Source organism: Desulfotruncus arcticus DSM 17038 (genome assembly GCF_900113335.1).
In the GTDB taxonomy this organism is placed as follows: Bacteria; Bacillota; Desulfotomaculia; order Desulfotomaculales; family Desulfallaceae; genus Desulfotruncus; species Desulfotruncus arcticus.
Genome location: NZ_FOOX01000008.1, coordinates 19505 through 40646, shown reverse-complemented (window position 1 = coordinate 40646; position 21142 = coordinate 19505). Strand labels below are relative to the sequence as shown.

The 21142-nt window shown below is 48.4% G+C and carries 20 protein-coding genes; all 20 read left to right on the top strand.

What is annotated here, in order from left to right; all coding sequences use genetic code 11:
• The first annotated feature begins 121 nt into the window (after positions 1–121).
• A complete protein-coding gene (gene htpG / locus BM056_RS11700; RefSeq protein WP_092471601.1) occupies positions 122–1996 on the top strand; it encodes a molecular chaperone HtpG in 1875 nt (624 codons plus the stop codon).
• Between the two features lie 113 nt (positions 1997–2109).
• A complete protein-coding gene (gene uppS / locus BM056_RS11695; RefSeq protein WP_092471600.1) occupies positions 2110–2784 on the top strand; it encodes a polyprenyl diphosphate synthase in 675 nt (224 codons plus the stop codon).
• Between the two features lie 171 nt (positions 2785–2955).
• Positions 2956–3438 carry a hypothetical protein gene (locus BM056_RS11690; RefSeq protein ID WP_092471599.1) on the top strand — a complete coding sequence of 161 codons (483 nt, stop codon included), beginning with the start codon at positions 2956–2958 and terminating at the stop codon, positions 3436–3438.
• Positions 3439–3542: 104 nt separating this feature from the next.
• Positions 3543–4136 carry a GerMN domain-containing protein gene (locus BM056_RS11685; RefSeq protein WP_092471598.1) on the top strand — a complete coding sequence of 198 codons (594 nt, stop codon included), beginning with the start codon at positions 3543–3545 and terminating at the stop codon, positions 4134–4136.
• Positions 4137–4342: 206 nt separating this feature from the next.
• Positions 4343–5701, top strand: coding sequence for an SIR2 family protein (locus BM056_RS11680; protein WP_165613492.1), 1359 nt, complete (start codon positions 4343–4345; stop codon positions 5699–5701).
• Positions 5702–5867: 166 nt separating this feature from the next.
• Positions 5868–6146, top strand: coding sequence for an alpha/beta-type small acid-soluble spore protein (locus BM056_RS11675; RefSeq protein ID WP_092471759.1), 279 nt, complete (start codon positions 5868–5870; stop codon positions 6144–6146).
• Positions 6147–6604: 458 nt separating this feature from the next.
• Complete coding sequence (locus BM056_RS11670) at positions 6605–8851, top strand: sigma 54-interacting transcriptional regulator (protein ID WP_238456433.1); 2247 nt, start codon at positions 6605–6607, stop codon at positions 8849–8851.
• 338 nt (positions 8852–9189) lie between these two features.
• Positions 9190–11223: a CoB--CoM heterodisulfide reductase iron-sulfur subunit A family protein gene (locus BM056_RS11665; protein WP_092471595.1), complete on the top strand. Its 2034-nt coding sequence runs from the start codon at positions 9190–9192 to the stop codon at positions 11221–11223.
• Entirely contained in the window at positions 11216–11785 is a 570-nt protein-coding gene (locus BM056_RS11660; RefSeq protein ID WP_238456432.1) for a 4Fe-4S dicluster domain-containing protein, read from the top strand. Before BM056_RS11665 ends, BM056_RS11660 begins: the two co-directional genes overlap by 8 nt.
• Positions 11786–11788: 3 nt before the next feature.
• A complete protein-coding gene (locus tag BM056_RS11655; protein WP_092471594.1) occupies positions 11789–12688 on the top strand; it encodes a CoB--CoM heterodisulfide reductase iron-sulfur subunit B family protein in 900 nt (299 codons plus the stop codon).
• The gene (locus BM056_RS11650; RefSeq protein ID WP_092471593.1) at positions 12681–13103 is read left to right on the top strand and encodes a hydrogenase iron-sulfur subunit; all 423 of its coding nucleotides are present in this window, start codon (positions 12681–12683) and stop codon (positions 13101–13103) included. The genes BM056_RS11655 and BM056_RS11650 overlap by 8 nt, the downstream gene beginning before the upstream one ends.
• Positions 13096–14055 carry an NADH-quinone oxidoreductase subunit B family protein gene (locus BM056_RS11645; RefSeq protein WP_092471592.1) on the top strand — a complete coding sequence of 320 codons (960 nt, stop codon included), beginning with the start codon at positions 13096–13098 and terminating at the stop codon, positions 14053–14055. The genes BM056_RS11650 and BM056_RS11645 overlap by 8 nt, the downstream gene beginning before the upstream one ends.
• A 13-nt stretch (positions 14056–14068) precedes the next feature.
• Entirely contained in the window at positions 14069–15529 is a 1461-nt protein-coding gene (locus BM056_RS11640; protein WP_092471591.1) for a Ni/Fe hydrogenase subunit alpha, read from the top strand.
• A gap of 13 nt (positions 15530–15542) precedes the next feature.
• Positions 15543–15983 carry a hydrogenase maturation protease gene (locus BM056_RS11635; protein WP_092471590.1) on the top strand — a complete coding sequence of 147 codons (441 nt, stop codon included), beginning with the start codon at positions 15543–15545 and terminating at the stop codon, positions 15981–15983.
• 219 nt (positions 15984–16202) lie between these two features.
• The gene (locus BM056_RS11630; RefSeq protein ID WP_092471589.1) at positions 16203–17513 is read left to right on the top strand and encodes an RNA-guided endonuclease InsQ/TnpB family protein; all 1311 of its coding nucleotides are present in this window, start codon (positions 16203–16205) and stop codon (positions 17511–17513) included.
• A 234-nt stretch (positions 17514–17747) separates the two neighbouring features.
• Positions 17748–18089, top strand: coding sequence for a hydrogenase maturation nickel metallochaperone HypA (hypA, locus tag BM056_RS11625; RefSeq protein ID WP_092471588.1), 342 nt, complete (start codon positions 17748–17750; stop codon positions 18087–18089).
• 20 nt (positions 18090–18109) lie between these two features.
• Positions 18110–18760 (top strand): hydrogenase nickel incorporation protein HypB, encoded by a 651-nt coding sequence (gene hypB / locus BM056_RS11620; RefSeq protein WP_092471587.1) that lies wholly within the window; start codon positions 18110–18112, stop codon positions 18758–18760.
• Between the two features lie 22 nt (positions 18761–18782).
• The gene (locus tag BM056_RS11615; RefSeq protein ID WP_092471586.1) at positions 18783–19022 is read left to right on the top strand and encodes a HypC/HybG/HupF family hydrogenase formation chaperone; all 240 of its coding nucleotides are present in this window, start codon (positions 18783–18785) and stop codon (positions 19020–19022) included.
• On the top strand, positions 19003–20115 hold the full coding sequence (gene hypD / locus BM056_RS11610) for a hydrogenase formation protein HypD (protein ID WP_238456442.1): 1113 nt from the start codon (positions 19003–19005) through the stop codon (positions 20113–20115). Before BM056_RS11615 ends, hypD begins: the two co-directional genes overlap by 20 nt.
• Entirely contained in the window at positions 20112–21131 is a 1020-nt protein-coding gene (gene hypE, locus BM056_RS11605) for a hydrogenase expression/formation protein HypE (protein WP_092471584.1), read from the top strand. Before hypD ends, hypE begins: the two co-directional genes overlap by 4 nt.
• Positions 21132–21142 lie beyond the last annotated feature (11 nt).

Sequence of the window (21142 nt, the reverse complement as noted above, 5' to 3'; positions counted from 1 at the left end):
CTGACTTTAAATCTAGTCGCGGTTGATTTAAAATGATTTTTCGTTGTACTTTTAAGTTAGCACTCATCTAAAAAGAGTGCTAACAAATTTGAGCTTAGTTTGGTTCTAGGAGGTTGGAAATATGGAGAAGGATAACGTGGTTAACGGGCATGAAACGTTGGAATTTCAGGCAGAAGTAAAACAGTTGCTGGACATAGTGATCAACTCTCTTTACACCGACCGTGAGATATTCTTGCGGGAATTGATTTCTAATGCTGCCGATGCTCTGGAAAAAATAAGGTATCAAAGCATCACCGAAAAGGACATGCTTGACCCCGATTTACCTTACGAAATAACCATTGAACCCAATGAGAAGGATAAAATATTAACTATTGCCGATACCGGAATCGGCATGACCAGGGATGAACTGGTGAGAAACCTGGGTACTATTGCTCACTCAGGGTCAAAGTCTTTTTTTCATCAATTGGTAGATGCGGATAAAAAAGACCTTAACCTGATCGGACAGTTTGGTGTAGGTTTTTATTCGGCCTTTATGGTGGCTAAAAAAGTCAGGGTGCTTACCCGGTCTTATCTGCCCGGATCCGAAGGGTACGAGTGGGTTTCGGACGGTGTGGGCAGTTTTACAATTAATCAAGCTGAAGGATTGAAGCGGGGAACGACTATAATCCTTGTGTTAAAGGAGAACGCCTATGAATTTGCCGAAAAAGAAACTGTTAAAAAAATAGTTCAGCGCTATTCCAATTTTGTCCCCTTTGCCATTATGCTGGATGAGGAAAAGGTAAATGCGGTGCAGGCAATTTGGACCAGGAGTAAAAGCGAAATTAAAGAAGAGGAATACGCTGAGTTTTATAAATTTATTTCCAATGCGTATGACGACGCCTTATTTAAGCTGCATTTTACTGCCGATGCTCCCATTGCCATTAACGCGCTGTTATTTGTACCCGGTGAGAATGTGGAACGTTTTGGCTTCGGTAAAATAGAGCCGGGGGTTTCCTTATATTGCAGAAAAGTATTGATTCAGCAGAAGGCTGAAGGCCTTTTGCCTGAATGGCTTCGCTTCTTAAAGGGCGTAGTCGACAGTGAGGACATCCCTATCAATATCTCCAGGGAGACCATGCAGGACAGCACATTGATAGCCAAGCTGCGCAAAATTATTACAGGGCGGTTTTTGAAATTTTTGGGTGAACAGGCCAGGGAAAACACAGAGAAGTTTTATGAATTTTGGCGTAAATTTGGGGTTTTTCTAAAGGAAGGAGCGGCTTCGGACTACACTTACAGTAAGGATATTGCTCCTCTTCTGAGGTTTGAATCATCAAAATCTGAGCCGGGAAAATATATATCTTTGGATGATTACGTGGAAAGGACCCCGGAAAATCAAAAGAATATCTATTACATCAACGGCCCCAGCCGTGAACTGATTGAGGCCGGGCCATACCTGGAGGCTTTTGGGGTCAGGGATATAGAAGTAATTTATACCCACGAGCCGGTGGATGATTTTGTATTAACCAACCTTGCCGAATACAAAGGTAAAAAACTGGTTTCAGCCGACCAGGCCGACCTGGAACTGCCTGAATTGGCTGAGGAAGCTGTTAATGATGAAAAACAAGACCTTGAAGGATTGGAGCTGCGCAACTTGACAGCCTGGTTGAAGCAAACTTTGGGTGACAGGGTGGAAGAAGTTAAGGAGTCTAAGCGGCTGGTCGACAGTCCGGCCCTTCTCATAAATCTTAATGGCTATATGACCAGCAGTATGCAAAGGGTAATGCAGGCGGTAAACAAGGATTTTGGCTCAATGGGCGGCAAAGCTCTGGAGATCAACCCGCGGCATGAAATAATAAAAGGCTTGGAGTCACTCAGGCAGAAAGATGAGGAGTTTGCCAAGCTGGCAGCGGAACAAATTTACGACAATGCCCTGGCGGCGGCCGGTCTGGCTGTAGACCCGCGCGCTATGGTGGACCGGATGTACCGCATACTGGAACGGGCGCTAAAAGAATAAACTCCGGCCAGTTAAAAGTATCGTGAGTTATAGGAAATATTAGTCGATGTGGATAGTTTACGTCAAAATGGGCATGCTATTAATTGCATAACTTGCGCTTTGGGAGGAGCAATATGACATGCCCAAAATTTGGAAGGTTACCGAAGCATATCGGAGTAATTCCGGACGGAAATAGAAGGTGGGCCGTTAACAACGGTTTGGCCAAACAGGACGGTTATCAAAAAGGGCTGGACCCGGGTATGATGCTGTATGAAATGTGTGTGGAACTGGGTATACCGGAGCTTACCTTTTATGGGTTCACTCAGGACAATACAAAAAGGCCGGCTGTTCAAAAGAAAGCATTTCAACAAGCTTGCGTGGATGCCGTAAAAATGCTGGCCAACCGGGATGCGTCCCTGCTGGTTGTCGGTGATTACTCTTCTCCGCTTTTTCCAAAAGAATTGCTGGAATTTAAACAAAGGAAGACCTTTGGAAGAGATTTGATTAAAATTAATTTTTTGGTTAATTACGGGTGGAAATGGGACTTAAGCAATTTTATTAATGCCGTTGAGAAAAATAGCTTTAAAAAGACTCGCAATATTAATGAACATATTGCCTCATCGGATATATCAAGAATAGATCTGATTGTCCGCTGGGGAGGCAGAAGAAGGCTAAGCGGCTTTTTACCTGTGCAATCCATATATTCCGACTTTTATATTATAGATGATTTATGGCCTGATTTTAAAAAGAACCACTTTTATGAAGCACTGCAGTGGTATGAAACCCAGGATATTACTCTGGGCGGTTAAAAAAATGAAAATATTTGACTTTTTATTCCCACCCCGGTTTACGGGGTTTCTCTTTTGTACTGGTATTAGCATAAATTCAGAGCAGCATGACCGGCTGAACGGAAAACATATATACTGTCAGGCTAATCTCTGTTAAAATGGATTTAATGGTTGGTTTGCGGGGGGTATAATTTGAGTCCAAAGCTATTCAATTTTCTGGTGTTTGCCAGAAATATAGTGTTGGTTCTGCTTCTCTTTTTCGGTTTAAGGTTTGAAAACGCAGACGCACAAAGGTATGGTACCCTCCTGGGGCTGATGGTTGTTTATGTGATATTAGTCAGGCTCAGGGAATTCCCTTTTGTGCAAAATAGCCGTTTTTATTATACTGCTTTTTATGGCGATGTTATATTGATAGCCTTGATAAATTATCATTCTCAAATCTACCTCAATTACTTTTTCCTTTTACTATATTATTTATCAATACTAAGTGCCGGCGCTTATCTAAGTGCAAGTAAGGCGTTAGCCGTTAATGTTTTTACCCTGGCTGCTTTAGTGTTTAATCTGGCGGGGTTGGCAGAACAAAACAATGCTGTTATTATACCTTTATTGTGGGGTTTACCGGCAGTGATATTGGCAGCTATCGCTTTTTTAGTCAGACGGAAAAGCATGGGCTGAACGCTGGCGCGAAAATTCACGCCGCTTTGCCCCTCGCAATGAACATTTACGGAACACCGGCTTTCAAACCACAAATTTTCCGGTAAGAGATTTGGTGAAAGGAGATGTTTGAAATTATTAAAGCAAACAGATTTTGGCCCAAAGGGATCATAGCCCTGCTTGCGGTGTTGCTCATTTTATCTGTCTCCGCTTGTGGCAAAAAGCCTGCTAATTCTTCGGACGCACAAAGTCCCGAGGTGAGCCGGGAGAGCGAACAGGGTAATCCTAATAGCAGTGAAGTTCAAAAAGTTACTCTTTACTTCAGCGATGATCAAGCGATGAATCTCGTTCCCGAGGAGAGGGAAGCCGCAAAAGAAAAAGATGAAGCAATGGAAAGTGTTATTGTTCATGAATTAATTAAAGGCCCGGCAAATACAAACCTGGGTCAGGTGATTCCAAACGGAACAAAACTTCTTTCTGCCAAGGTGACCGACGGTATTGCCTATATTGATTTTTCCAAAGAGTTTCGTGATAATCACTGGGGCGGTTCGGCAGGAGAAACCATCACTATTTATGCAGTGGTTGATTCCCTTTGCCAGCTTCCGGGCATTGAGAAAGTGCAGTTCTTGTTGGAAGGGGATAAGCAGGAAAGTATTTTAAATGGCAATATGGATACCTCAGTACCAATAGAACCTGATTACAGCTTAGTAAAACAATAAGGCAGGTGATAAATAGCAGCTGAGAAAAAAATCCGGCTGCTATTTTTAATCCCCGTTTTAAAAATTGAGTCTAATGATTTCAAAAAACCATGTCTGGGAATAATAATTGTTGCGTTTCTTATGATGTATTAGGTTGCTTTAACATGCTTAGCCGGTTTACTATGCTTAAACGGAAGGGTTAATTATGGATGATTGACCGGGAGCAAATGATCAAAAAATACGTAGAAGTTCTTCGCTGTGGCAGGGCCGCGCTATTTTTGGGGGCCGGTCTGTCCAAGCCGGTTGGCTTTTTTGATTGGAAGGAATTGCTAAGGGAACCGGCCAAAGAACTTGGCCTCAATGTTGACAAAGAGCATGACCTGATCGGGCTGGCTCAAATGTATGTTTTGCGCAAGGGAAACCGTGGAGGTTTAACGCAGGAAATATTAAATCATTTCGGTAAAGATGTAACGGGAACGGAAAGCCACAGGATAATAACCAGACTGCCGCTATCAAACATCTGGACTACAAATTATGACCTGGTTATTGAAGAAACTTTTCGGCAGGAGGGCATTAGCGTCAATGTAGTAAGGGATGATGATGCCCTGGCTTATTCCAATGTTAATGCTCCGGTAACCATATATAAAATGCACGGAGATGTATCCCAGTTGAATGGTATAGTTTTGACCAGGGATGATTATGAGTTTTATGATACCAGGCGCTCCGCTATGTCCAGTGCTTTTTACTGTGCATTGGTGGAACATACCTTTTTGTTTTTGGGATTCAGCTTTAATGATCCCAATTTGCAGAAGGTTTTCGGCAGGATCAGAGCAATATTCAGGGAAAATTCAAGGGAGCACTTTACCATTATGCGCCGCCCGCAGCCGGGTGATGACGATTATCAGTATGAAAAGAATAAATTTGAACTGTTTGTGGATGATCTGAAACGGTATAATATTCAAACCGTGGCGGTTGATGACTACGGTGGCATAGCTGATATATTGGGCAGTATCGAAAAAGAATATTATAAAAAAAATATTTATGTTACAGGACTTGGTGGAGATAATACAGCATGCGGGCGAAATTTTTATCATTTTTTACGCCGGCTTGGCAAGTATACCATTGTTGAAGGTTACAATTTAACCTGCGGCTTTGATTCCATAATCGATACCCATGTACTTGCAGGGGCAATGGAGCAGTTATACAAGAGTGGTAAAAGTATCGAATTTTTTGCCAGGTTTAACCTTGTTCCTTGTATAGGTAATTCTCCGGACCTGCTATTAAAGTATAAAGAAGATATGATCAAAAGGAGCGGGTGCTGTATTTTTACCGGCAACTGCAATCCTCAGGTTGGCGGAGAAATGCTGATGAAAGAATATCAAATCGCCAGCAAGCTGGGTAAACTTATTATTCCGGTAAGCGCCGGGCACGGAGGCGTTATTAAGGACATTTGGAACCTGGAAAGGGACCGGTATAAAAAATTCAATCAAAATGCACAAAAAGCTTACCAGGTATTGGCTGATGCAGAAAAAAACAACGCAGAAATTATTCAGGCTGTGTTCACAATCACCAGTTTAGAAATTTAAATTTTAGATCAATTTAACTGGCATATTTATTTTCAAACAAGGAATACTAGCATTAAATATTGGTTAAACTAAAATTTTTTAATTGGATTATTACGGGAGGTGTCAATGCAGCTTGAGTGAGAACAATGAAATAGTTTTGTCAGGCAGTTACACGCTTCCGGATTTAATGAAGGCCACCTCGTCCACGGGCCTGGTGCCCAGGGAATTACAGCAGTATGTATACCCCGCGTTGGAGGAGTTTAAAAATGAAATGGCCGCGGAGCTTGGCCTGCCGGACTACGCCAATATTGACAAGGGGGAACTGCCCAGCAGGCAAAATGGTAAAGTGGGCGGTGGAATGACCAAAAAAATGGTAGCCTTTGCTGAAGCGGTGCTGGCCTGGAATTACAAGAATAAAATGCTGCAGAATCAGGGTAATAGTGCGCAGCCGGCGCTGGAAAAATAGCACAAAGTTGCACGGATCGGTTAACCGATCCGTGCAACTTGAAGGATATCGACGGTCCGCATGAAAAGGTACACGAGTTCGGCCAAAAACTGGCCCATGATTGTACTTCGCAGAACGTTGAGGATTTGATGCGTGCCTCGGCCGATATACTCAAAGCCTTCATTGCACTTCGCGAAGCCCTGGAATCCAGATAGCTGAAATAATGGCAAATAGTAATACAATATCAAGGATATCTTTTAAAGAATGCAGCGGCATTCTTTTTTTCAGTAATGTATATAACCGGAAAACGAAGTTATTTTTAACTTCAGCGTAGAATAATTTTAATTAATCAACTATTATGATATAATTTAACATTATCTTAGAATTTCAATTATAGGTGTGCCGCCCAAAGAAAAAAGGGGAACCTGAAAAATATTTCACAAATTTTCGGAATATAAAATTTAGTGCTATGTTTCATAATGGGGAAGCGATGTTCACTGCATGGTGACGTCTTTTTATTTTTGGAGGTGGGTAAGGTGTCGGTTGTTTCTACCATTAAAGACAGGTGTAAAGCCTGCTATTCATGTGTGCGCCAATGCCCGGTCAAGGCCATAAAAGTTAAGGTAGGGCAGTCGATGGTTGTTCCGGAGCGGTGCATCAGCTGCGGCAGCTGCATCAAGGCGTGCTCGCAAAATGCCAAAGAAGTGGTTACTTTTGTTCCGCAAGTAGAGGATTACTTAAAGGAAGGCGGAGCTATCGCCCTCCTGGCCCCGTCCTTTCCAGCCTCAATCTACCCTCTTGATCCCGGTGATTTTTTTAACTTGCTGCAGGAGGCGGGCTTTAATGAAGTTCATGAGCTAACCATAGGGGTAGAGTTGACCATGCCCAGGTACAGAGAATATCTGGCCGGCAGGAAAGAGCCGGCTATCGGTTCTCATTGCGCGGCAGTGGTGAATCTGATCGAAAAACATTTCCCGGATCTGATACAGTATCTGATTCCGATTGATTCCGCATTGATGGCCACCGCCAAGCTTCTCCGTCACCGCAATAAAAACTGCCGGCTGATTTTTATTGGACCCTGTATAGCCAAGAAGGAGGAAGTGCTGAATTCCCCGGAGGGTATCATAGATGCCGTATTGACCTTCAAGGAATTAAAAGAGCTGTTAAAAGACATGTGGGAGACAAAAGATGTTGTCCCCGCGCCATCCTTTGAAAAAAGCTATTTACCCTCCACTTTTCCGCTGACCGGCGGGCTGGTTAAGAATGTCGACCCCAGGGGGAACATCTACCGGGAAGACGAGGTCGCGGTGGTGGAAGGAAAGGAAGAATGTGTCCAGTTTCTGCAAAAACTGCAGGAGGGATATATTAAACACCGTCTCATAGACATGCTGTTTTGTAAAGGCGGGTGTATAGACGGACCCGAAATAGCCAGTGATCTGGATGTTTTTAACAGACAGTACCAGGTTTACCAGTATTCCCGGTCCAGAAAAAAAGAGAACCTCGGGCGACTCCCCAAACTACAACTGGATCGTTCCTTTTCCAATAAATATCAACCTCTGCTGTCCCCCAGCGAAGAGGATATTGTCAGGGTTTTAAGATATACCAATAAAAATAAGCCGGAAGATGAGTTGAATTGCGGGGCGTGCGGATATAATTCCTGCCGGGACAAAGCCGTTGCGGTTTGCCAGGGGCTGGCGGAGATAGAGATGTGCCTTCCGTATTTATTGGAACAATCCCGGGGTGAACTGGAGTATTACAAAAAACGTTTGAAAATGAGTGACGAAATAAAGGACTATCTTGTGGGGGACAGCCCCTACATTCAGGGCTTGCGGCAGACAGCTATCAAATTGGGGCAGAATGACGCTACTCTGTTAATACTTGGTGAAAGCGGCGTGGGCAAGGAGGTTCTGGCCCGTGCCGTGCACATGGTGAGCCCGCGTAGCGAGAAGCCGTTTATCGCCATTAACTGCGCCGCTCTGCCGGAGCAACTGATCGAATCGGAGCTTTTCGGATATGAAGAAGGGGCCTTTACCGGCGCCCGCAAAGGCGGTAAGCCGGGTAAACTGGATCAGGCCCGGGGGGGTTCCCTGCTGCTGGATGAGATAGCCGAACTGCCCCTAAGTACACAGGCCAAGCTCCTGCGGGTGCTCCAGGAAAGGGCATTTGAGCGGGTGGGCGGAACCACCGCCATCAGGCTGTCCGCCAGGATTATAGCGGCTACCAATCAGGACCTGAACAGGCTTATTGGTGAAGGTAAATTCAGGAGCGATCTGTTTTACCGGCTTAATGTAATATCGGTTACAGTTCCCGCGCTGTTGCACCGGAAGGAGGATATTCCCCCGCTGGCAGATCATTTTTTGAGGGAATTGGCTGCAGAGAACAAGTCTCCGGTGAAACTGATTGCAAGTGAGGCGCTCGCTCTTTTTGCCGCCTATGAATGGCCCGGCAATGTGAGGGAGTTGAAGAATGTCATTGAGCGGGCGTTTTACACCGCTGACGGGAATATCATTCAGGTTCAGCACCTTCCTGATTATATCCGGCAATTAAACGGGGGCCGTAAAATCGTTCGGCTGACTCCTATGAAAAAGGCGGTAAGGAACCTGGAAAAGGATCTTATTATCAAGGCTCTGAAAGAAACAAACAACAATAAGGTAGACGCAGCCAGTATGCTCGGTATGCCCAGGGCTACTTTTTATCTGAAATTAAAAGAATATAACATTCATTAATAAGAGTATCACGGACCAACTGTCTAAAATTTGGACGTGTATATAATTTGGAATGATTAAATATTCGCTATACAGCGAGCTTGCCTTGCGCTGTGTATAAAATTTGGAATGGTAATGCCACTAATGCCAGTCTTTCAGGCTGGCATTATTTTTGCGTGACTAAAGTAAAAAATCATAAAATTCAGAAAATACCAGTATGTAACATGATTTGCCATTACCAGTTGTTGCAGCACGGGAAGGAGGTAATTTATATGGATCGTCCCAATGATGGTCCGTGAATATGGATTTAACAGACCAATATCATCGACTATGCCTTTTGAGGATAAGGAGGAAAGATGGTGTCAAAAACAGGTGTTTATGTCTGTCATTGCGGTGAAAACATAGCCGGGTCGGTAGACGTTGCCAAAGTGGTTGGCTTTGCCGCGACATTACCGGGTGTTGCTGTGGCCAGGGAATATCTTTTTATGTGCTCAGACCCCGGTCAGGAATTAATCCGCAAAGACATTGAGGCGGGAATTATTGACCGGGTGGTGGTGGCCGCTTGCACACCCCGGACTCATGAGCCTATTTTTCGGAAAACTCTGGAGGATGCCGGTTTAAATCCGTATCTTTTGGAGATGGCCAACATCCGGGACCAGGATAGCTGGGCGCACTGGGGGGACCAAGAAGGGGCCACCCAAAAGGCCCAAAAGCTGATTGCCAGTGCGGTGGCCAAGGCTGCTTTGCTGCAGCCGCTGGAACAGCGATATGTAGAGGTGGAGGAATCCGCATTGGTGGTGGGAGCCGGTGTAAGCGGCATGTTTGCCGCGCTGGACCTGGCCGGCATGGGTTACAAGGTTTGGCTGCTGGACCGCAATCCGTCGGTGGGGGGAAATATGGCCAAGCTGGATAAAACTTTTCCCACCAATGACTGCTCCGCCTGTATCCTTACCCCAATAATGGTGCAGGTGGCCAACCACCCTTATATTAAGCTGCTGCCTTATTCTGAGGTGGAGGCCGTTAACGGCTCCATCGGCAATTTTAAGGTCACCGTAAGAAAAAAGCAAAAATACATTGACTGGGACAAGTGTACCGGCTGCGGTGATTGTGTCACTGCCTGCCTGGGCAAAGCCCCCAATGAGTTTAATGAAGGTTTGGACAATCGTAAGGCCATATATATAGCTTTTCCCCAGGCGGTGCCCAAAAGAGCGGTGCTGGACCCGGAGCATTGCCTGAACTGCGCCGGCTCGCAGTTGGGCAAAGAGCACCGGGTGAATGCCAAAACCGGGGAAGTTATGCTGGCGCCCTGTGAAAAAGCTTGTAAAACCGGGGCCTGTGACCGTACCCTGGCTTATGATCCGGAGGGTGAATTTATCAACATCAAAGTAGGTACCATTATTGTTGCCGCCGGTTATCAGGCCATGCCCAAAGAGCCCTTTAAAGAATATTCCCCGGAATCCCCCAATGTCATTACCTGCATGCAGCTGGAGCGGATTCTTTCGGCTACCGGACCCACGGATGGAGAATTTCACCGTCCCTCGGACGGCCAAAAGCCCCAAACTGTGGCTTTCATATCCTGCGTCGGCAGCCGGGACAAAAACCATCATGTCTATTGTTCCAAAGTCTGCTGCATGTATATGCTCAAAGAAGCCCGTTTGATCAAGGAAAAATATCCGGATACCGAAGTATATATTTTCTTTATTGATGTCAGAACTCCGGGTAAGGATTTTGAAGAATACTATAATTATTGCAGAGAACTGGGAATTAAAATTATCCGGGGCCGGGTGGGGGCAGTGGATCAGTTGCCCGGTGACCGCCTGAGGGTCAGGGCTTATGACGTGGATATGGACATCCCGGTAACTCTGGACGCCGATATGGTGGCTTTGGCCACAGCTGTGGAGCCCTCTGCCGGCATGGAGGATTTGGGCAGAAGACTGGGTATTACCTGCGGTTCGGAAGGATTCCTGAAGGAATTGCACACCAAGCTATACCCTGTGGAGACATCGGTAAAGGGTATTTACATTGCCGGCTGCGCCCAGGGGCCCAAAGATATTCCGGAATCGGTTTCCCAGTCCAGGGCGGCCTCTTCCGCGGCGGCCGTGCCTTTGACCGCTGGCAAGGTGGCGGTGGAGCCCTTTAGTTCTTCCGTCGACCAGGATAAATGCAGCGGGTGCGGCATTTGTGTACCGCTTTGCCCGTATTCGGCCATCAGCCGGGAGGACACCGGCGGCAAGGTGCGGGCCCGCATTGATATAGCTCTTTGCGCCGGCTGCGGTGTCTGCGCTGCGGCATGTCCTTCTCTGGCCATTACTCTGCAGGGATTTACAGCCAGTCAGATATTGGCCCAGATCGATGCTTTAACCAGTGCGTCGGGAGGTGAGTCAATTGATTAATGAGTCCGCTGAGCTAGTATATGATCTGTCTGCCGGTGAGCCCGGATTTGTAGCGGAAATTAAAGCAATGGGCGGCGAGGCGCTGCTTGATTGCATTCAGTGCGGCAAGTGCGCTGCGGTATGTCCCATGGCCCTGGCCGGCTTTCCTATCTTTAACAAGAAATTGATTCAGGCTATCTTTTTGGGGGCCAGGGAAATACTCCTGGAAGACTCATCCATTTGGGCCTGTCAGTCTTGCAACCGCTGTACTGAAATTTGTCCCAGGGACGTCAGGCCCTTCGAGATAATTCTGGCCATGCGCCGGGTGGCGGTGCGGGAATTCGCCGTGCCGGCCTTATCTATCGAAGGTCTGAAATCTCTTTATGACGTGGGGCACGCCGTATATCTAAAAGATTCAGGACAGACCAGGCAAAAGGTGGGCCTGCCGGAAAAACCCCCCACCGTATTGGCTTCTCCCGAAGCACTTAAAGAAATAAAGGCCATATTGCACCAGACCGACCTGTGGGAAATCGGATTAATTCCCATGGATGGCAATGAAATGGCTGATGCTAGTGAGGTGTAGTGGATGAAAGTAGGATTTTTTATCGGCTGCAATACAGCTTTTAACCGTCCTGATTTAGAGCAAGCGGTGCGTCTTTCCTATCCTCTGCTGGGAGTGGAACTGGATGATCTGGAAGGCCAGTCCTGCTGTCCTTCCTGGGGAACCATGCCATCGGTGGATATGGCGGGCTGGAGTGCCGTAAGCGCCCGGAACCTGTCTTTGGCGGAGGAAAAGGAGTTGGATATTGTTACGGTTTGCGGCAGCTGCTACGGCTCATTGGGGGAAGTCAGGCACAAACTGCAAAATGATCCGTTCCTGAAAGAAAAAGTTAACGGCATATTAAAGGGTCTGGGCAGGAATTACCGGGGTACCGCCGATGTCTACCAGTCGGTGGGCTATCTTTATCAAAATATAGGGGTGGAAAAAATTAAACAATCCCTCAAATATAGTTTGGAAGGGCTGAAAATTGCCCTGCAGCCCGGCTGCCACAGCCTTTGGCCCAGTGCAATCTATCCGGACCGTGAAGAAGACAGCTTTCATCCCCATATACTCGGGGATATGTGCCGGACCCTGGGCGCCGAGGTGGTTGACTATAGCCGCCTTACAGACTGCTGCGGCATGGGGGGCATGAGGAGCGCTGACATGGAAAAAGCCTTCAATCTCCTTGCCGTAAAGCTTAAATCCATCAAGGAGGAGGCTGATCCGGATTTAATCGTTACCGGCTGCAGTTCCTGTTTGATTCAAATAGATACTGCCCAGGTGCCGCTGAATAAAGACAGAAGGATTACTTTTACCATACCGGTGCTGCATTATATGCAGCTGCTGGCCCTTTGCCTGGGCGCGGAGCCGGAAAAGGTGACCGGTCTGGCCAAAAGCAATGTTAGCGCGGTAATAAATAAGATCCGGGGGGATGGCAATGTCTGATTGGAAGCCCAATATTATCGTCTTTGCTTGCAACTGGTGTACCTACCAGGGCGCCGACCTGGCCGGCAGCCTCAGGTATAAATACCCCAGCAGCATTAACATCATCCGGGTGCCCTGCAGTGGTTCCCTTGAGGCGGAATATATCGTGGAGGCTTTAAGTAAAGGCGCCGACGGAGTACTGGTGGGAGGGTGTCACCCCGGTGACTGCCATTATAAAGAAGGTAACCATAAAGCACTGCGGCGCTTTAATTTATTGCACAGATTGCTGGTGGATATGGGGGTTGAGCCTGAGAGGGTCAGGCTGGAGTGGATTTCCGGGTCCGAGGGCAAACGTTTTGCCCAGGTGATGAATGATTTTGACGCCGTCATCCGGAAATTGGGCCCAAACCCCAGGGGGAGGAATGGAAATGCCTGAAAAGGTAAAATTAGCTTATCTTCTGGCCGGCGGCTGTGCCGGCTGTGATATGGCAGTGGTGGACCTTTCCGAAACTCTTTTGGATGTGCTGCCTCAATTGGAAATAGTATTCTGGGCGCCCACGGTGGCGGATGTTAAATATAAGGACCTGGAGGCCATGCCTGACGGCAGTATTGATCTGGGACTGATTGCCGGTATGGTCAGGCTCAGCGAGCAGGAACACATGGTTAAGGTGATGCGCCGCAAATGCAAAACACTGGTTGCCCTGGGTATTTGCGCCTCCATGGGGGGCATTCCGGGGATGGGCAATATGCACACCAAAAAAGAAATATTTGATACCGCTTACTTTGACACCTTTAGTACGGATAATCCGGAGGGTATTGTTCCGCAGACAAGCTGCGTGGTAGATGGCAAATATGAGCTGACCCTGCCTGATTTTTATGAAAACGTGCGTCCTGTTGCCGCAGTGGTGGATGTGGATTACCTTACCGGGGGGTGCCCGCCGCACCATTCCTTTATCGGTGGCGCGCTGACGGCGGTGCTGGAAGGAAAGCTGCCGCCCCGGGGCTCCTGGTTGACCGGGGGCAAGGCGGTATGTGATGTTTGTGAGCGCAATCCCGCCCTGCAGGGCAAGGAAAGGGAATTGATCCAAGACATCCGGAGGGTGACGGACGGTGTGCCCGAGCCGGATAAGTGCCTGCTTCAGGAGGGCTACATTTGTCTGGGGCCGGTAACCCAGGGTGACTGTAATGCCCAGTGCCCCAAAGTCAATATACCCTGCCGCGGCTGCGGCGGGCCCATTCCGGGAGTAAAGGACTTCGGCTTGCGGGCTGTAAGCGCCATTGCCGCATCTATGGCCGATGAAAAACTGGTTGATCGGATTGATTGTCCGGCCAAACTTTTTTACCGTTATTCTTTGCCTTCGTCCATTCTGGGCGGAAAGCTGAAATAAGGGGTGGAATAAATTGAAGCGAATTGAAATAAATCCGATGACAAGGCTTGAGGGACACGGTAAAATAAGTATCTTCCTGAATGATGAAGGCAACGTGGATAATGCTTTTTTTCAGACTGTCGAGCTGAGGGGCTACGAGCGCTTCCTGCGAGGCATGCCCATTGAGGAGGTTCCCCGCACTGTCTCCACTATCTGTGGTGTTTGCCGGGGGGTGCACTACACTGCTTCGGTAAAGGCTGCCGACGCTGTTTACGGTGTTGAGCCCACGCCAACTGCCAGAAAAATAAGAGAACTGTTTTTAAACGCCCACTATGTGGAAGATCACTGCGCAATCTTATACGCGCTGGGTTTTCCGGATTTCGTACCCGGCCCCACGGCCAGCCCCGCTGTGCGTAACTTAATTGGTTTGATTGAAACGGTAGGGGTGGAGACCGGCCGTGCCGTGCTCAAAAAGCGCAGCAGCGCCGTCAAGATAGTGGAAATGCTGGGAGGCCGGCCGATTCATGCCGTGGCCGCGCTACCCGGCGGTTGGTCCAAGAGAATAACGGAAGAAGAGCGGCAGGAAATTTTGAAGCTGTCCGAGGATCTGGTGGAACTGGGACAAATGACCCTGCAGGTGTTTGAAGATGTGGTGCTTAAAAACCAGGCGTATATGGAACTCGTTTTGGGTGACATGTATAAGGTGGTTTGCAATTATATCGGCACTGTGGATGACCAGGATAAAGTACAATATTATGACGGCACCCAGAAAATAGTTGACCCGGCCGGCCGGGAAATAGGGCGTTTTCAGGGAAAAGAATATCTGGATTATATAGCTGAAAGGGTACTGCCCTGGAGCTATTTAAAAATGCCGTATTTGAAAAAAGGCGGCTGGCAGGGGGTTGCCGACGGCGACAACACTTCCCTGTACTGCGTAGGGCCGCTGGCCAGATATAATGCAGGCAGTGGCTTTGATACGCCCCTGGCCCAGGAAGCTTATGAAAAAATGAAAGAGGCATTGCCTCCGGGGCCGGTGCACAATATCATGGTTTATCACTGGGCCAGAGCGGTGGAACTGTTAAATGCCGCAGAAAAAGTGCGGCAGCTGGCCGAAGACGAGAGTATTATCGCACCGGACATCCGTACCCCGCTGGGTGAAGCTGTCGGGGAGGGTGTCGGCATTATCGAAGCTGTACGGGGAGTGCTGATCCATCATTATCAAACCGACAGCCGGGGTATTGTGGAGGACTGCAACCTGATCGTGGCCACCACCCATAATAAGGGTCCCATAAATGTGGCGATACGCAGGGCCGCCAGTCATTTCATCAAAGACGGCAAGGTGGATGAGGGCATACTGAATATGGTGGAGATGGCCTATCGACCCTACGATCTTTGTCTGGCCTGCGCCACCCATGCACTGCCCGGCAGATCGCCACTGCAGATCAATATTTATGATGCTCGGGGAAAAATTTATCAATCAATGAATAACTTTTAAGAGTGACAGGTGCATGAAAACTATACTGATAGGCATCGGCAATCCCGTACTAACGGACGATGCTGTGGGAATTAAGGTGGCGGAACAGTTAAGCGGCTTTGTAGACACCCGTGTGCTTACCACCACGGGGTTTGATGTTATTGATGCGGTTTTGGGATATGACAGGGCATTAATTATTGACGGTGTTTGTGCGGGCGCGAAACCGGGCACAATACTGGAGTTAAACACGCGGGAATTGATGGCTGATCTGGAATTCTCCGGCACTCACAATATGCATCTGGGCGCGGCCCTGGATTTGGGCTACCGTTTATTTGGCCGTGAAATGCCATCGGAAATTATAATTTTTGCCGTTGAAGTGCAGGATGTGGTGAATTTCAGCACGCACTGCACCCCTGCGGTGGAAGCGGCTATACCGGAGCTGGTGCAAAGAGTGAGGGCTGTGTTGGAAAATTGATTGTTAAACGGCTGGGAGCATGGTGTTGTCATGTGGCAACACTATGCTTTACCGAAGCGCGCCGTAAAGTCCCTGGCTTCAGCCATGGGGATATAAGGCGCAGCAACTTTCAGAGCTCAATGCCCTGAAAAGTTGCTAGTCGATAAAAAGGCAAATATACCATACCCAAACATAGGTTCTGTATGGTATAATATACCTACAAAAGGGAGGTGAACCAAACTGTTTGCAACACAAAAGAACAGAATTAAAGGATTAACCAAAGAAGAGTATAACCAGCTGCAAAGCCTCTGCCGGTACGCCAAGAACCTGTACAACGTGGCCCTGTACAACATCCGGCAGCACTACTTTGCAGCTGGAAAACTACTGAGCTACCCCAAGAACTGCGCCCAGTGCAAAGCGAACGAGAACTTCAAAATGCTACAAGCCGGCGTCTCCCAGCAGATAATCCGGATAGCCACCCAATCGTTTAAAAGCTTTCTTTCTCTAAATAGGCTAGCAAAGCAAGGCAAATACCCGATAGATAAAATACGCATCCCACACTACCTAAAGAAAGACGGCTACTTTCAGCTGGTGTTATCCACAAATGCCATCACTATTAAAGATAACTACCTGCAGTTGCCACTATCCAACGCTTTCAGAAAAGAGAACCAGGTAACTAAAACCTATATCCCATTCCCAAGCCGCATTAACGCCACCAGCGTCCGCGAGGTACGCATTAACCCGGCTCATAACGCCCGCTTCTTTGAAGTGGAGATTATTTATCACACTAAGCCGGTAATTATGTCAACCCAGGACAAGAAACGTATATTGGGAATAGATCCGGGTGTAGATACCCTGGCTGCCTGCGCTTCCACCACCGGACACACCTTCCTAATCGACGGCAGGCAGCTAAAAGCAGCTAACCAGTGGTACAACAAAGAACGGGCGCGCCTGCAATCCATCAAAGACCTGCACAACATCAAAGGCGAAACCAAAAAGCAAGCCACTCTCGCCGTGCGTCGGGAAAACCTCATCACCGACTACTTGCGCAAAGTAGCAAGGCACATAGTAGATTTTTGCATCACCCGGGAAGTCGGCACCGTCGTAGTCGGTGTGAATAAGGAACAAAAGCAGGGAGTTAGCATTGGTCACGTCAACAACCAGAACTTTGTCCAGATCCCGTTCTGGAAGCTCCGGCGTATCCTGAAAAACCTTTGTGAAAAGTACGGTATTCTCTACGCGGAAGTGGAAGAGAGCTACACCAGTAAAGCAAGTTTTCTCGATAAAGATAGCCTTCCAGTGTACGATCCACAAAGGGAAAATAAACCGCAATTTAGCGGTAGACGAATCAAACGAAGTCTGTACCGGACAAAAGAAGGCTATATCGTACATGCAGACATAAACGGAGCAGCTAATATTATCCGTAAGTACCGTCTGGACGTCGATTTCTCGGCTTTGGACAAGGGTATCTTATTAAATCCCCACCGGGTGCGGGTTTTAGCTACACCCCGTAAAAAACCAGTGGTAAATAAAAGTAAGGCAGCGGCGTAAGCGGCTGCTTAGAGGTGATTGTACTGCCTTGGGGTTAGTCCCTAGAATCCCCTGGCTTTAGCCATGGGGAGAAAATCAAACTTCAATAGGATGGTTTATAATGAATAAAAGCAACAAAAAAGGGCAACTATCTTCAGCATCTATTTAAGAGATAAAAGTCAGGAGGGGTATTACTACTACTGAATTCTGACTCCTGACTTCTGACTACTATGTTTTACGCGGAGGTTTTGGCCGGTGCATGAGCTATCTTTAATTCAGGCACTTATTGAAACAGTTAAACATAGCGCTGCCGAAAATGACATTGCCAAAGTGAATACCGTTAGAATAGTGGTGGGAGAGTCATATGGCGCCCTGCCGGAAGCCCTTGATTTTGCTTTCCAGGTGCTGACCAAAGACACAATTTGCGAGGGCGCTGTGCTGGAAATTGATAAAACGCCCCTCGTACTGAAGTGCGGGGAATGCGGCAGTGAATATCAACCTGATGAAATTAATTGGAAATGCCCTGATTGCGGCGCCGGTGGCGCCTCAACCGTTAGCGGCAGAGAATTATACGTCGATTATTATGAGGGAGATTAGGGACTAAGGAGCTGGCTGTTTTGAAAATTATTGTAGGCAGAGACCTGTTGCTGGCCAATAGCGACCAGGCTGTGGTGAACCGGAAATTGTTCAGGCAAAGCAAGGTAGTGGCAATTAACCTGATCAGTTCGCCCGGGTCCGGTAAAACAACACTAATGGAAAAAACCGCCGTGATGCTGGCTGACCGGCTAAAAATCGGGGTCGTGGTGGGAGACCTATATACTGAGCGTGACGCCGCGCGAATTGAAAAAGCCGGTGCCGCTGCAGTGCAGATTAACACCGAGGGACTGTGTCACCTTACCGCCGACATGGTTTACCGGGCGCTGCTGGAAATGCCGCTGGCGGAATTGGATGTGCTGTTCATTGAAAACGTCGGCAACCTGGTGTGCCCGGCTGCTTTTGACCTGGGGGAACAGATGAAGATTGCGGTTTTAAGTGTGACCGAGGGTATTGACAAGCCGTCCAAGTACCCGTCTGTTTTTAGAGAGGCCGGGGTTGCGGTTATCAATAAAGAAGACCTGCTGCCATATACCGATTTTGACCTGGACACTTGTCTTGCTGAGTTAAAAGAAATAAACGACCAATTAAAAATTTTTATCACTTCGGCCAGGAGCGGCCATGGTTTGGATGAATGGTGTTCCTGGCTGGAATCTTTAGCAGGGGCCCAATAAGACAGTAGCGGAGGTGCAGCGGATGTGCTTGGGAATACCGTGCCTTGTGGTTGAAGTGCCGGAGAAACAGTGGGCGATCATTGAAGCGGGCGGCATCAGGCGGAAGATTGGCCTGCACTTGGTGGGAGATGTGCCCGTGGGGGAGTATGTAATGGTCCATGCAGGCTACGCGGTGGAAAAACTGGATCTGGCCGAAGCTGAGGAAAGGATAAAATTATGGGAGGAGCTCTTACGCTTTGAAAGTGCTGGAAAGACTGAATGACCCGGAACTTGGTCAAAGGATGCTGAAGCTGGTCAGGGAAAAAGCGGTCCGTGCGGCGGACCGGCTGGGGCGGCCGGCTGTATTGATGGAAGTTTGCGGCACTCACACCACGGCTATTTCACGCTCCGGGTTAAGGAGCTTATTCCAGGGACTGGTAGAGCTGCGCAGTGGCCCGGGCTGTCCGGTTTGCGTTACCGCAGCGGGTGATATTGAGACAATGATCGGCCTTTCCCGAATACCTGGCGTTACCGTGGCCACTTTTGGTGATATGCTCAGGGTTCCCGGCCGGGACTCCTCCCTGGAGAGGGAAAGAGCCGCCGGCGCCCGGATAAAAATTGTCTATTCTCCTGCTGACGCACTGGAATTGGCTAAAAACAACCCTGCTGCCGAAGTGGTATTTCTCGGTGTCGGTTTTGAAACCACTGCTCCCCTTGTTGCGCTCAGCATCAAACAGGCCAGGGATACCGGCCTTAATAACTTTACCGTTTATTCCGTTCATAAAATAATGCCCCCGGCGCTAAGGTCACTGCTGGACAGCGGCGGCATAAATGTGGATGGCTTGATCCTGCCGGGTCATGTATGCGCTGTTACGGGTTCGGAATCCTTTAGGTTTATAGGTGAAGATTATGGCATACCTGCCATTGTAACAGGGTTCACCCTGGTCGATATCATTGATTCGGTAAATGCCCTGCTGAACAAAATTTTGTCGGCAGACTCCGCAACCAGTAATAACTACCGCTGGGTGGTTAAACAGGAAGGCAACGGGGAGGCCCGCCGGGTGCTGGAAGAGTGTTTTTATACCGGCGCTGCGGCCTGGAGGGGATTAGGCATAATTAAGGACAGTGGGCTAATGATCAAAGAGGAACTGTCTTCGTATGATGCACGCAATAAATTCGGGTTGGCAGCTTCGATTTGCGATGAGCCGCCGGGCTGCCGCTGTGGGGAACTGCTGCGCGGTTTAATCGTTCCTACCGATTGCGGGTTATTCGGCTGCAGGTGCACTCCAACGTTGCCTGTGGGGCCATGCATGGTTTCTTCGGAGGGGGCCTGCGCAGCTTACTATCGTTACGAGCGCGGGGAGGTGGCAAAATGACCTGTGGGATAAACAATTCTCGCGTACTGCTGGCCCATGGCGATGGCGGGTTATTATCCAGGGAAATGGTGCGGGATATTTTTTTGAAATACTTTAACAACCCACTGCTGGGACAGCTCTCGGATGCCGCCGTATTCCGGCTTAAGGGAGAAAAAGTGGCAACTACCATTGATGCCTTTGTGGTGGACCCTGTATTTTTTCCCGGTGGTGATATCGGGAAGCTGGCGGTCTGCGGTACGGTAAACGATCTTGCTGTCAGCGGAGCCCGCCCGGTTTATCTCAACGCCTCGTTTATTATTGAAGAAGGACTGTTATTGACTGATCTGGAAAAGATAGCCGCGGCCATGGCCGAAGCCTGCGTTGAGGCCGGTGTGGCTATTGTGGCCGGGGACACCAAGGTAGTTCCCCGGGGCCACGCGGACAAAATTTTTATAACCACATCGGGCGTCGGAATTGTACCGGACGGGCTGGATCTGGGTTATCACAGGCCTGAGCCGGGCGATGTGGTGATTGTCAACGGCAGTATGGGTAATCATGGCCTGACGGTGCTGACTGCCCGGGAAGCTCTTGGTCTTGAAGGTGCGCTTAAAAGTGATTGCGCTCCGTTAAACCATACGATTTTTCATCTTCTGAGCGGTTGCCCGGGGGTTAAGCTGATGCGAGACCTGACCAGAGGCGGGTTGGCCTCCGCCGCCAAAGAAATAGCTGAGTCGTGTGGCATGGACATGTTGATCAAGGAAACAGCAGTACCTGTGGACCGGGAGGTCAGGGGGGCGGCTGAAATGCTGGGTCTTGACCCTTTTTACCTGGCTAATGAGGGAAAATTCCTGGCCGTAGTGACTGCCGGGGAAGCCGACAAGGCATTGGAGCTTCTGCATGAATCAATATATGGCAGAGACGCCGTGATTATTGGAGAGGTCCGGGCGGGACGGGGCAGTGTTTATCTGCAAACGGCCCTGGGGGGCACAAAATTCTTGGACCTGCTGGCCGGTGCACCGTTGCCCAGAATTTGTTGAAAAGTGGTGAA

Bases quoted from the DNA above. Each gene is read 5' to 3' on its own strand.
- uppS (WP_092471600.1), top strand. From the start codon at position 2,110: ATGACATGCCCAAAATTTGGAAGGTTACCGAAGCATATCGGAGTAATT.
- BM056_RS11645 (WP_092471592.1), top strand. From the start codon at position 13,096: ATGCCTGAAAAGGTAAAATTAGCTTATCTTCTGGCCGGCGGCTGTGCC.
- BM056_RS11615 (WP_092471586.1), top strand. From the start codon at position 18,783: ATGTGCTTGGGAATACCGTGCCTTGTGGTTGAAGTGCCGGAGAAACAG.
- BM056_RS11635 (WP_092471590.1), top strand. From the start codon at position 15,543: ATGAAAACTATACTGATAGGCATCGGCAATCCCGTACTAACGGACGAT.
- BM056_RS11655 (WP_092471594.1), top strand. From the start codon at position 11,789: ATGAAAGTAGGATTTTTTATCGGCTGCAATACAGCTTTTAACCGTCCT.
- BM056_RS11670 (WP_238456433.1), top strand. From the start codon at position 6,605: ATGGGGAAGCGATGTTCACTGCATGGTGACGTCTTTTTATTTTTGGAG.
- BM056_RS11650 (WP_092471593.1), top strand. From the start codon at position 12,681: ATGTCTGATTGGAAGCCCAATATTATCGTCTTTGCTTGCAACTGGTGT.
- BM056_RS11680 (WP_165613492.1), top strand. From the start codon at position 4,343: ATGATCAAAAAATACGTAGAAGTTCTTCGCTGTGGCAGGGCCGCGCTA.
- BM056_RS11675 (WP_092471759.1), top strand. From the start codon at position 5,868: ATGAAGGCCACCTCGTCCACGGGCCTGGTGCCCAGGGAATTACAGCAG.
- htpG (WP_092471601.1), top strand. From the start codon at position 122: ATGGAGAAGGATAACGTGGTTAACGGGCATGAAACGTTGGAATTTCAG.
- hypE (WP_092471584.1), top strand. From the start codon at position 20,112: ATGACCTGTGGGATAAACAATTCTCGCGTACTGCTGGCCCATGGCGAT.
- BM056_RS11685 (WP_092471598.1), top strand. From the start codon at position 3,543: ATGTTTGAAATTATTAAAGCAAACAGATTTTGGCCCAAAGGGATCATA.